An 11,477-nucleotide genomic window follows, 5' to 3' on the forward strand; every position below is an offset into this window, starting at 1 on the left:
ACAACAGAGGGAGGAGCCCATGGGGCAACCCGATCAGGTGAATGAAGGCGCCGAGTTATCCGCGCTGTTGCGGCAGTGGTGGCAGAGCGACGCGACCGTACGAAAGCAGGACGCGCTCGTCGCACAGCTCAAACTGCGCGGCGTCGACCTGACCCAGGCGTCCCTGTCGCGCTACCTGGACCCGTCGAAGCCGCAGATCGCCCGTGAGGACGTGGTCCGGGAGCTCCACGCGATCTTCGGGCGCCCGCAGGAGGAGCTGGCGGTGGCCCTCGACCTGTGGGAGCGGGCCACACGGGAGCGCACGGCACAGCAGCGGCTCCGGGCGACGCCCCCGCAGGAACCGGGCCCCGAGCGGGGACCGGCACCCGCGCACGACTCGACCCGCGAGGCCCCGCCCGCCCGTTCGTCCCGCGGTCTCCTGTACGGCGCCGTGGCGGCCGTCCTCGCCGTGGTCGTCGCCGGCGCGCTGTGGGTGATCGCCCCCTGGGAGGGCGAGCGGGATGAGGCGCCGGACACGGCCAAGGGCCCGCGTGCCACCGCACCGGCGGTCGAGCTCGCTGTCTGCGAGGGCGAGAGGTGCTTCGGCCTGGAGCCCAATCACACGGTGTGCAGTACGGACGCGGTCACCGCGTTCGCCGACACCGACCCCGTGATCGGCATCGAGCTCCGCTACAGCGCGCAATGCCGGGCGGCCTGGGCCAAGATCAGCAACACCACGCAGGGGGACGTCGCCCGGATCGGCGACCGTGCGGGCCGCAAGCGCGAGTACACGCAGATCAGCGGGCGGGACGCGCACACGACGATGCTGCCGGCCGCCCGCCCCGAGGACGTGACGGCCTGCGCGGTCCTGGCGACACGGACGGTCTGCGCGACGATCCCCTCCGAAGCGCGCGGCTGATCCGTCGGCCGTCGGGGATGCACGCCTGAGGCCCGGATCCATAGGATCCGGGCCTCAGGTCACTTCAGTAGCGGGGACAGGATTTGAACCTGCGACCTCTGGGTTATGAGCCCAGCGAGCTACCGAGCTGCTCCACCCCGCGTCGGTAGGTACAACACTACGGCACTCACGGCACCCTCATGACCACCCCTCTCTGGGCTGTCGGGCGCCCGGTGCGGATGGTCGGTCGGGGAAGTCCGGATCTGGATCGAAGACGTCCCTCGTCCTCGTCCACGTGATCTCGGCTCACCGCACGTCCCGGCCTCTCGCCTAGACGCCGCTGTTCACGTACGAGTCGATGTCGATCGAGTAGCCGGCCCCGGCGGTGAGATCGGGGCGGCTTCCGTGACCGTCCTCCGCGAGGCGCTCGGCAGTGAGGAAGACGACCTGCAGGACCATGTCCTCTTTGACGAAGCTCAGGTCGTCGGGCAAGGCCTCGGGGTCCCGGTTCCATCCGCCCCGTACCGCCGCCGCGCGGTAGTGGGCGGCTACTTCGGCCTGGGTGCCGGGGAAGGCGTACGTCCGGCCGGCGTGCACCGCGACATCGCCGCTGTCCGCCCAGCAGTAGGCGTCGACCTCCTCGAAACCCCGGGCGACGGTGGCCCCCGCGGGCCGGGAGTCGAGGATGTCGAGCCCGGCCAGCTCCTTCACCCGGTCGTCGGTCCCCTCGCAGTCCCTGGCGAGCTCCATCAACGTGCAGCCGGTGAGCGTTCCGGCAGCGAGCACGGTCGACAGGAGCAGGGTTATCGGGCGGGTGATGCCAGTCCGCAACGGCAAGAGAGCTCCCACGTGAGGGCCGGGGTGAAGGGAGGAGAGGGCCGCCGCCCAAGATAGTCACCCGTGCGCGCCGCCGGGTGCTCCTCAGGGGCTCGGCGGGCTGCTCGTGGACCCTCTGGGCCAATGGCCACCTCTGGCCACTTGATCGTTCGTGAGACTGGTCCATTGGCCCACCCGTTCGTTCACCTGTTGAGCCGATGTACCCCTTGGGGTCTATTCTTGTAGGCATCACATACCTTCGGCGCCGCGCAGCGCCGTCCGGCGACGAGGCCGGACCGGCCCGCGGTGCCTTCGTCGTGTCCGAGCCCCCACCACCCCCGGGGAGCCTCGCGTGCGGCGAGGATCAGGAACAAGGGGGGCGGGATTGGCCGCCGTGCAGAAGTACCTCATGGCCCCGGATCCGGGGCTCGTCCGGCTCAGGATCTCGCTCCGTGCCGTTCTCGGCATCACGCTCGCGGTCGCCCTGGCCGAACTCCTCGGCTTCTCGCTCACCGCCTCCATCACGGCCGGTCTCGCCGCGCTCCTCGCGCTCTTCACCGTGGGTGACCCCACCGTGCGGCGTCAGGCCGTCACCACCGCCCTGCTGCCGGCCGTCGGCTTCCCCGTCCTCGCGCTCGCGACCCTTCTCCACGACGCGCCGCTCCTCCGGGACGCGGCCTGGCTGCTCGTGGTCTTCGCCGGCGTCTACGCCCGCCGCTGGGGACCCCGCGGGCACGCGCTCGGCATCTTCGCCTTCATGCAGTTCTTCGTGACGCAGTTCCTGCACGCGCTCCCCGCCCAGCTCCCCGAGCTGTACGCGGCGACCGGCGTCGCCCTGGGCGCGGCGGCAGTCGTCCGCTTCCTGATCTGGCCCATCGAGCGGCGCGTCCCGCCGCCGGCCGTGCCTGCGGCACTTCCCGGCAGGGGGCTCGCCCGCGCGACCACGCGGCAGGCGGTCCAGGTCGCCGTGGCCTCCGGCGTGGCCCTCGTCATGGGCCAGTTCCTCTCCGAGGAGCGCTGGTACTGGGCCGTCGGCACCGTCTGGTGGATCTTCGTCAACACCGCCTCGCGCGGTGAGACGCTCGTCCGCGGCTTCCGCCGCGTCCTCGGCACCGTCACCGGCATCGCCGGCGGATTCCTCGTGGCCATCCCGCTGGGCGGTGCGCCCGCAGCCACAGCCGTCCTGGTCGCCGGGTGCGTCTTCGGGATCTTCTACACCGCCGCGGTCTCGTACAGCTGGATGATCCTGGCCGTCACCGTCATGGCGAGCCTCCTGTACGGGCTGCTGGGGGTTCTGGACGGCTCGCTGCTCCTCCTGCGCGTGGCGGAGACGGGTGTCGGGGCGGTGTGCGCCGGCCTCGCCGTGACTCTGGTCCTTCCGGTGCGGACCCACACGACGAACGACGCGTGGATCCAGCGAGCGCTGCTGTGCGTGCGGTCGGCCACATCCGCGTCGGTCCGTCGCCTCGCCGGCGAAGAGGCCGCGGACCCCACGCCGCACGCCGCCGAGCTGGAGTCCCTGCTCGGTCGTGTGCGGCTGTCCCTTGCTCCCCTGGTGCATCCCCTGAACCCGTTCCTGGCCAGGAAGCAGCGAGCGCGCCGGGTCCTCGCGCTGCTCGATGAAGCCGCAGGGGAGGTCCGAGGTCTGGTCGACGTGGCCGCCGACCCGGATGCCAGCCACGACGCTCGCCTGGCCGCGGCCTGCTGGCGGGTCGAGGCCGCCGTGGAGGCCCTCACCTCCCGCGGCGGGGCCGTGGTGGCGACGGATCCGCACCTCCGGACCGAGGGGGAGGCTCACGTGGGTGTGCCCGCTCTCGTGCACGCGCGCGGGCTCGCGCGCGTCCTTACGGAGCTGGACGCTCCGTTGCGGACCCAGCCGAGCGCCTGGACGGCCCGTTCCTGACACCGTTGCGCACCCAGCCGGACGTCCGCGCCGGGACCAGCGGAAGTTGGTCTAGACCGCCTGCTACCGTCGGCCGGACGACGGCCGGTCGTCCGTGACCGGCCCCGCGACAGGGGAGGCGCCATGGGCGACACAGAGGCGGTACAGGGCCGGAGCGCGCCGCGGGCGTACATCGGGTCGTTCACCTCGGCGGGCGGTCTCGGCGTCCTCGCTGCCGACGTCGACGCGGCGACGGGCGCGCTGACCGTCACCGGCGCCAGCGACGCCGTCGCCGACCCCTCCTTCCTCGCCCTCGCCGGCCCCGTGCTCCACGCGGTCTCCGAGACCGAGCCCGGCGCCGTCGCCGCCTTCGACGTCACCGGCCCCGTACCCCGGCCGCTCGGCGAACCCGTGTCCGTCGACGGCGCGGCCCCCACCCACCTCGCCCACGCCGCCGGCCACCTCCTCACGGCCAACTACACCTCCGGCAGCGTCACCGTCCTGCCGCTGGCCGCGGACGGCACCCCCCGCCCCGCCACGGACGTCCTGCGGCACGAGGGCCGCGGCACGGTCCCCGGCCGCCAGAGCGGCCCCCACGCCCACCAGGTGCTTCCCGACCCCTCCGGCCGCTGGGTCGTCAGCGTGGACCTCGGCACCGACTCCGTACGGATCTGCGCCCTCGACCCCGCGACCGGCGTGCTCACCCTCCACCGCGAGACCGCGCTGCGCCCCGGCACCGGCCCGCGCCACCTCGCCTTCCACCCGGCGGGCACCCACGCCTACGTCCTGAACGAGCTGGAGCCCACCCTCACCGTCTGCCGCTGGGACGCCGAGGCGGGCGTCCTCGAACCGCTCGGCGAGACCCCCGTCGTCCCGGAAGGCACCACGGGCCCCAGCTACCCGTCCGAGGTCGTCGCGGCGCCCGACGGCCGCTTCCTGTGGGCCGCCGTCCGCGGCGACGACACCCTCGCCGTCCTCGCTCTCGACCCGGACGGCGCGAAGGCCGCTCTGGTCGCCACCGTGCCCTGCGGCGGCGCCTGGCCCCGTGACCTGACGCTCGACCCCTCCGGGCGGCGGCTGTACGCGGCCAACGAGCGCTCCGGTGACGTCACCTGGTTCGACGTCGACCCGGAGACCGGCGTACCGGTCCGAGCGGGCGCCATCGAGGCCCCGGCGGCCTCCTGCGTCGTCTTCGGCTGAGCCGTACGCGAGGCACCGTGCGCGACGCTGCGGCCAGGTCGTACGCGAGCGACGGCCAGGTCGTACATGAGGCCGCGGCCACGCCGTACGTGAAAAAGGCCCGTACCGGATGCTTCCGGCGCGGGCCCTTTCCCTGTGTGCTGCGCCTCAGAGCGACGGCGGGCCCTGCGGCTGCTGCGGCGGGATCCCCAGCGCCGAGCTGTACTGCGAGAGCACCAGCTTGCCGATCGCCGGGTAGGCCCCCAGCGGCTCGGCGGCGGCGCACCCGGCCTCCTTCGAGGCCTCGTCGAGCAGACCCTCGGCCAGCTCCGGGCCGATCAGGTACGGCGCGAGGGCCAGCTGGACCGAACCCGAGCCGCGCAGCTGCTCGGCGATGGAGGCGATCGAGCCCTCCTGGTCGAGCGCGGCGGCCATCACCGGCACCGCGAGGCGCGCGGCGAGCAGCATGCCGGTGATCCCGGCGGCCTGCACGGCCTCCTCGCCGCCGACCGTGGCCAGGATGATGCCGTCGGCGGCCGTCGCCACCGTGAACAGCCGGGCGCGGTCGGCACGGGCGAGCCCCGCCTCGGACAGGCGCACGTGCAGCGCCTCGGCGAGCAGCGGGTGCGGGCCGAGGACCTCGGTCAGCTCGGCGGTGTTGCCGCTGTCCATGACCGCCTGGCGCACCTGGCGCATCAGGGCGCTGTCCGGGCCCGCGAGCAGCGGGACCACGACCGCGGCGGGACCGGTCGGGGCGGCGACCTCACGGCCGGCGGCCACGGCCAGCTGGTACCGCTGGGTGCGGAGCGCGTCCGCGCCCGTGAGCACGGTCGCGAGCGCGGGGTACTCGATGTCGTCGCCGTCCAGGAAACCGATCACGGCCTCCAGGCCGGGCAGCTCCGAGCGGGCGATGCTCACGACCTCTTCGGCCAGCGAGCGTATGGCGGCCGACGGCGCACCGGGAACGGCGAGAACCAGCGCGGGAGCGCCCTCGGGCGCCGCCGCGGGTTCGGGGCGACGGTGCCGCCCGGACTGGCGGGGTCGAGGCATTCGTACAGGCAGGCCGGAAGCAGGCCCAGTGGGGGAGCTCATGGCGCCGCATGCTACTGGTTTCGTCGGCCACGCTGTTCGGTGAGGTGCGATCGCGCGCCGTCTGTCCCCCTATGTCCGGTCTCCGTGTCCGCTCCCGGCCGGATCATGCCTCCGCACCACCCCCGACCTGGGCGGATGCCGTCGCCTCCGTCGTTTCGCCGCCGAAGAGGCGCAGCAGCGACGCGTCCTCCGGCAGCCGCAGCGTGCCGGTGGCGAGCGCCGAGGCGAGGGCGACCGCCCCGGCCGACGGATCACCCGCGGGCGCCACCTCGCGGGCCTGCGGGATCCGCTCGGCGAGCGCGGCCCGCAGCGGTACGAGGAGGGGGTCGCCCATCTTGAAGAGGCCACCCGTCAGGGCGACCAGGGCCCCGGGCTCCGCCGGGCACACGGCCTCGGCGGCGTCCGCGACGTGCCCCGCGGCCCGGACCAGGATGTCCGCCGCGACCGGGTCGCCGGCGGTGGCGCAGGCGCCCACCTCCGGCGCGAAGGAGGCGAGCACGGCGGGCCGGTCGGTGCGGGGATACAGGGTGCCCGGCAGGCCCACCGCCGGCCCGAACAGCTTCTCGGCCCGCGCCAGGAGCGCCGCCGAACCGCCGCGTCGCCCGTCGTGGGCGCGCATCGCCGCCTCCAGGCCCGCCCGGCCGATCCAGGCGCCGCTGCCGCAGTCGCCCAGGAGGTGCCCCCAGCCGTCGGCCCGGCGCCAGGCCACCAGATCCGTACCGAGCGCGATCATGCCCGTGCCGCCCGCGACGACCGCGCCGGGCTTCTGCCCGAGCGCCCCGGCGTACGCGGTGACGGCGTCGGCCGCGAGCGCGAGCCGTCGCACGCCCCACGCCGCGGCGAAGGCGCCGGGGAGTTCCGCCCGCAGCTCGTCCCCGAGCGTCGCCATCCCGGCGGCGCCCACGGCCGCGGCGAGGACCGGCCGGCCGGCGGTGGTCCCCGTCGCGGCGCGCTCCCGCAGTGTCTGGACGGCGGGCACGACCTGCTCCAGGAAGTGGGCGGCCGAGATTCCGCCCGGTCCGGTCCGGACCGGTTCCCGCGAGGTGAGGGTGTCGAGGACGGTGCCGTCCGCCGCCTCGGCCAGCGCGATCCGCAGCCCCGAGCCGCCGGAGTCGACGCCGACGACCAGGCCCTCGGAGGGATCGTCCACGGGGGGTTCGTCCATGGAGCGTTCGTTCTCGGAATCCACGGTGCACCGTCCTGGCGTGAGGGGGACAAGGGGCGGGCGAGTGGCGGGAGTCTAGGGGGTGTCCTGCGGATCGGGCCGGACCGGGCTGTCACTGTAGGCCGGTAGAGTGACGGACCGTGACAGCGCGACCCTTGAACGAACTGGTGGAGCCCGGCTGGGCGGAGGCCCTGAGCCCCGTCGCGGGCCGTGTGGCGGAGATGGGCGACTTCCTGCGCGCGGAGATCGCCGCGGGCCGGACGTACCTGCCGTCCGGGCCGAACGTCCTGCGGGCCTTTCAGCAGCCCTTCGACGACGTACGCGTCCTGATCGTGGGTCAGGATCCGTACCCGACACCGGGGATGGCGATCGGACTCAGCTTCGCGGTCGCACCCGAGATCCGCTCGCTGCCGGGCAGCCTGGAGAACATCTACCGCGAGCTGAACACCGACCTCGGTCTGCCCCGGCCGTCGAACGGCGATCTGACCCCGTGGACCCGTCAGGGCGTCCTGCTCCTGAACAGGGCGCTGACCACGGCCCCGCGCAAGCCGGCCGCCCACCGCGGCAAGGGCTGGGAAGAGGTGACCGAGCAGGCCATCCGCGCCCTGGCCGCCCGCGGCAAGCCCCTGGTGTCCATCCTGTGGGGCAGGGACGCCCGCAACGCCCGGCCGCTCCTCGGGAACCTCCCGGCGATCGAGTCGGCGCACCCGTCCCCGATGTCCGCGGACCGCGGCTTCTTCGGCTCCCGCCCCTTCAGCCGCGCCAACGAACTCCTCCTGAACCAGGGCGCCCAGCCCGTGGACTGGCGTCTGCCCTGATCCGTGATCCCTGATTCCTGATCGCTGACCCTGATCCCTGATCCGTACGCGGCGAACGGGCCCCGGAAGTCAGATCACCGCGGCCCGCACGCACAGGACGTCCGGAAGGTGCTCCGCCAGGAGCCGCCAGCTCTCCCCGTCGTCGGCGCTCGCGTACAGCTCGCCGTTGCGGTTGCCGAAGTAGACGCCCGCCGGGTCCGCGTCGTCCGTGCACAGCGCGTCCCGCAGCACCGTGCCGTAATGGTCGCCCTCGGGCAGCCCGCGGGTCAGCGGCTCCCAGGTCGCCCCTGCGTCGCGCGTCCGGTAGACCCGGCAGCGGCGGCCCGCCGGGACGCGGTCCGAGTCCGCCGTGATCGGGAAGACGTAGGCGGTGTCCGGGCGGTGCGGGTGGGCGGCGACCGCGAAGCCGAAGTCGGAGGGGAGCCCGGCGCCGATGTCGGACCAGCTGCCGCCCGCGTCGTCGCTGCGGAACACGCCCCAGTGGTTCTGCAGATACAGCCGGTCCTTGTCACCGGCGTCCTGGGCGATCTTGTGCACGCACTGCCCGAACTCCGGGTCCGGATCGGGCAGGAAGACCGCGGACACCCCGTGGTTGGACGGCGCCCACGCGGCGCCGCCGTCACGTGACCGGAACACCCCCGCGGTCGACACCGCGACGGTCAGCGCGTCCGGGTCGCGAGGGTCGGTGACGACGGTGTGCACGGCCTCGCCGCCACCGCCGGGCACCCAGCGCGAGCGGGTCGGATGCTCCCAGAGCGGGCGGACGAGGTCGAAGGACTCCCCGCCGTCCGCGGAGCGGAACAGCGCCGCCGGTTCCGTCCCCGCGTACACGACGTCGGGGGAGTGCGCGGGCGCCGGGTGCAGCTGCCAGACGCGCTCCAGCGAGGCCCCGGTGTCCTCGGGGAACTTCACCGCGGGCCGTGCCGGCTCGGTCCAGCTCTTGCCGAGGTCGTCGGAGTGGAAGACGGACGGTCCCCAGTGGGCGCTGTCGCCGCCCACGAGCAGGCGTGGGGCCGGCCGCCGGGTGTCGATCGCGACCGAGTAGACGGCCTGCGCGGGGAAGGCCGGATCGTCGAACTCCCATCGGCCGTCGTGCCGGTGGCCGATGAAGAGCCCCTTGCGGGTGCCTACGGTGAGGAGTACGTCAGGCATGACTGGTACCTCCAGGACGCCGTTGTCGCGGATACGGGCCAGTCTGCACCCGGCCACTGACAACGGCCCCCGGACACACCCGCGCCGCCCCGGGAGACCCTCGCCCCAGGTTGCCGCAGGGCGCCTGAGGTCGGCCGAGGTCGGCTCAGATCGCCCAGGCGTACGGCGCCGGGGCCTGGATCTCCGCGCCGAGTTCGCGGGCCGCGCGGCGGGCCCAGGAGGCGTCGCGGAGCAGCTCGCGGCCGAGGAGGATCGCGTCGGCCTCGCCGTTGGCGAGGATCTTCTCGGCCTGGGCGCTCTCGGTGATCAGGCCGACGGCGGCCACCGGCAGGCCGGTCTCCGCCTTGACCCGGGCGGCGAACGGCACCTGGTAGCCCGGACCCACGGGGATCCGCGCAGGACCGCCGTTGCCGCCGCTGGAGACGTCGAGGAGGTCGACGCCGTGCTCGCGCAGCAGCGCGGCGAACCGTACGGTCTCGTCTGCCGTCCAGCCCTGCTCCTCCAGCCAGTCGGTGGCGGAGATCCGGAAGAAGACGGGCAGCTCCTCGGGCCACACGGCCCGCACCGCGTCGACGACCTCCAGGGCGAGCCGGGTCCGGTTCTCGAAGGAGCCGCCGTACTCGTCCGTGCGGTGGTTGCTGTGCGGGGAGAGGAACTCGCCGATGAGGTACCCGTGGGCGCCGTGCACCTCGACGACCTCGAAGCCGGCGTCCAGCGCGCGGCGGGCCGCGTCCGCGAACTGCCGGGTGATCTCGTGGATCCGCTCGACGGTCAGCTCGGTCGGCACCGGGTGCCCCTCGTCGAAGGCGACCGGGCTGGGAGCGACGGGCTGCCAGCCGGGCCCGCCCGGCGCGACGGGGCCGCGGCCCTGCCAGGGGCGGTTGGTCGAGGCCTTGCGCCCGGCGTGACCGATCTGGATGCCGGGCACGGTGCCGTGCTCCTTGAGGAAGCCCGCGATCCGGCGCAGCCCCTCCTTCTGGGTGTCGTTCCACAGACCGAGGTCCGCCGGGCTGATCCGGCCCTCGGGGGCGACGGCGGTCGCCTCGACGAGGATGAGCCCGGCGCCGCCGGTGGCCCGGGAGGCGTAGTGGGCGAAGTGCCAGTCGCCGGCCACACCCGCGTTCGGCCCGGTCATCTCGGCCGAGTACTGGCACATGGGCGCCATCCAGACCCGGTTGGGCACGGTCAGCGAACGCAGGGTGAAGGGCTGGAACAGGGCGGCGCTCATGACGGACTCCGTTTCGGGGACCTCGAAGGATGCTCGTACGATACTCATCGTAGTACGGCATCTGTCAAACTACGAGAGGTCTCGTACAATGGGGTCACCCGGATGAAGTGGAGCCGCCGTCATGACGATCGCCACCAGCCCTCGTGCGCTCGAGCACCCCACGCGGGAGCAGATCGGCCTCGAAGGGGTGCTCCACGCGCTCTCGGACACCGTGCGGCTGCGCATCGTCCGGGATCTCGCGCGCGAGGGCGATGCCTTGAGCTGCTCGTACTTCGACCTCCCGGTCACCAAGTCCACGACGACACACCACTTCCGCGTCCTGCGCGAGAGCGGTGTCATCCAGCAGACGTACCAGGGCACGGCCAAGCTCAACGCCCTGCGCAAGGACGACCTGGACGCCCTCTTCCCCGGCCTCCTGGACACCGTCCTGACGGCGGCCGAGGCGCAGGCCGGTCGTCAGGACGGCGCCGAAGGGGCGTGACCCGTCAACCGCGTGCGGGTCCCTACAGCGACCGCATGCGGTTGATCTCCGAGGTCTGCTGGGCGATCACGTCATTGGCCATCTCCTCCACCAGGACGTTGTTGCCCTCGCTCAGCACCTCGGCCGCCATCGTCACGGCCCCGTCGTGGTGCGTGATCATGAGCTTCAGGAACAGCTCGTCGAAGGCCGCGCCCTTCGCGCCCTTCAACTCCTTGAGCTGGGCCTCGGTCGCCATGCCCGGCATCGAGTGATGGTCGTGGCCGCTCTGTTCGCGTGGCCCGCCGTTGTTCTTCAGCCAGCCCTCCATCGCGGCGATCTCCGGGAGCTGTGCGGCCGAGATCCGCTCGGCCACCTTCTTGACCTGCGCGGATCCCGCCCGCTGCGGCGCGAGTTCCGTCATGGTCAGCGCCTGGCGGTGGTGGACGATCATCATCTGCGCGTACCGGAAGTCGGCGCCGTTCGGGCGCTCGTCGGGGAGGAGGCGGGCGGCCTCCTCGGGCGATATCCGTTTGGCCGGCTCGCCGGGCTTCCCCGGCGCCACCACCGAGCCTCCGGCCGAGGCCTCGGCCCGCGGCGCGTCCGTGCCGGACCCCGACTCGCAGGCGCCCAGGGCGAGTACGGCGACGGCGGACAGGGCCACGGCGACGACGGCACGCTGACGGCGGATCAACAACGCGACCTCCAGATGTTCTTGCGGGGACAGTGACCGTTCCTAGCACTTTTCTCGGGGGGATCGATCAAAATCCTTCATTACGTCTGTGTTGCCATCTGTTGAGATGCGCACGCC

The 11,477-nt window shown here is 73.3% G+C and carries 11 protein-coding genes and 1 tRNA gene; 5 read left to right on the forward strand and 7 right to left on the reverse strand.

Annotated elements, in window-relative coordinates; translation table 11 throughout:
* Positions 1–19: 19 nt before the first annotated feature.
* Positions 20–898 carry a DUF2690 domain-containing protein gene (locus ACIBG6_RS01010; RefSeq protein WP_399220351.1) on the forward strand — a complete coding sequence of 293 codons (879 nt, stop codon included), beginning with the start codon at positions 20–22 and terminating at the stop codon, positions 896–898.
* A gap of 68 nt (positions 899–966) precedes the next feature.
* Here the strand turns inward: ACIBG6_RS01010 and ACIBG6_RS01015 are convergent.
* Positions 967–1,040, reverse strand: a tRNA-Met gene (locus ACIBG6_RS01015).
* A 167-nt stretch (positions 1,041–1,207) separates the two neighbouring features.
* A complete protein-coding gene (locus ACIBG6_RS01020) occupies positions 1,208–1,714 on the reverse strand; it encodes a hypothetical protein (RefSeq protein ID WP_399220352.1) in 507 nt (168 codons plus the stop codon).
* 388 nt (positions 1,715–2,102) lie between these two features.
* On the opposite strand from ACIBG6_RS01020, the gene ACIBG6_RS01025 reads away from it, so the two are divergent.
* Both ACIBG6_RS01025 and ACIBG6_RS01030 read left to right on the forward strand, forming a co-directional pair.
* Complete coding sequence (locus tag ACIBG6_RS01025; protein ID WP_399221146.1) at positions 2,103–3,596, forward strand: FUSC family protein; 1,494 nt, start codon at positions 2,103–2,105, stop codon at positions 3,594–3,596.
* A 123-nt stretch (positions 3,597–3,719) separates the two neighbouring features.
* Positions 3,720–4,775: a lactonase family protein gene (locus ACIBG6_RS01030; protein WP_399220353.1), complete on the forward strand. Its 1,056-nt coding sequence runs from the start codon at positions 3,720–3,722 to the stop codon at positions 4,773–4,775.
* A 147-nt stretch (positions 4,776–4,922) separates the two neighbouring features.
* On the opposite strand, the gene ACIBG6_RS01035 is transcribed toward ACIBG6_RS01030, so the two are convergent.
* The gene (locus ACIBG6_RS01035) at positions 4,923–5,846 is read right to left on the reverse strand and encodes a sirohydrochlorin chelatase (RefSeq protein ID WP_399220354.1); all 924 of its coding nucleotides are present in this window, start codon (positions 5,844–5,846) and stop codon (positions 4,923–4,925) included.
* Positions 5,847–5,949: 103 nt separating this feature from the next.
* Positions 5,950–7,011, reverse strand: a complete 1,062-nt coding sequence (locus ACIBG6_RS01040; protein ID WP_399220355.1) for an N-acetylglucosamine kinase — start codon at positions 7,009–7,011, stop codon at positions 5,950–5,952.
* A gap of 140 nt (positions 7,012–7,151) precedes the next feature.
* Here ACIBG6_RS01040 and ACIBG6_RS01045 point away from each other — a divergent pair, with 140 nt between their 5' ends.
* Positions 7,152–7,829, forward strand: coding sequence for a uracil-DNA glycosylase (locus ACIBG6_RS01045; RefSeq protein WP_383381986.1), 678 nt, complete (start codon positions 7,152–7,154; stop codon positions 7,827–7,829).
* 69 nt (positions 7,830–7,898) lie between these two features.
* Here ACIBG6_RS01045 and ACIBG6_RS01050 read toward each other — a convergent pair whose 3' ends face one another.
* The gene (locus tag ACIBG6_RS01050; RefSeq protein ID WP_399220356.1) at positions 7,899–8,981 is read right to left on the reverse strand and encodes a WD40/YVTN/BNR-like repeat-containing protein; all 1,083 of its coding nucleotides are present in this window, start codon (positions 8,979–8,981) and stop codon (positions 7,899–7,901) included.
* A gap of 145 nt (positions 8,982–9,126) precedes the next feature.
* Positions 9,127–10,209 (reverse strand): NADH:flavin oxidoreductase/NADH oxidase, encoded by a 1,083-nt coding sequence (locus ACIBG6_RS01055; RefSeq protein ID WP_399220357.1) that lies wholly within the window; start codon positions 10,207–10,209, stop codon positions 9,127–9,129.
* A gap of 121 nt (positions 10,210–10,330) precedes the next feature.
* Here ACIBG6_RS01055 and ACIBG6_RS01060 point away from each other — a divergent pair, with 121 nt between their 5' ends.
* Positions 10,331–10,690, forward strand: coding sequence for an ArsR/SmtB family transcription factor (locus ACIBG6_RS01060; RefSeq protein WP_399220358.1), 360 nt, complete (start codon positions 10,331–10,333; stop codon positions 10,688–10,690).
* A gap of 22 nt (positions 10,691–10,712) precedes the next feature.
* Here ACIBG6_RS01060 and ACIBG6_RS01065 read toward each other — a convergent pair whose 3' ends face one another.
* Positions 10,713–11,363, reverse strand: a complete 651-nt coding sequence (locus tag ACIBG6_RS01065; protein ID WP_399220359.1) for a DUF305 domain-containing protein — start codon at positions 11,361–11,363, stop codon at positions 10,713–10,715.
* Between the last annotated feature and the right edge of the window lie 114 nt (positions 11,364–11,477).

It is taken from the genome of Streptomyces sp. NPDC050842 (genome assembly GCF_044456565.1).
GTDB lineage: Bacteria > Actinomycetota > Actinomycetes > Streptomycetales > Streptomycetaceae > Streptomyces.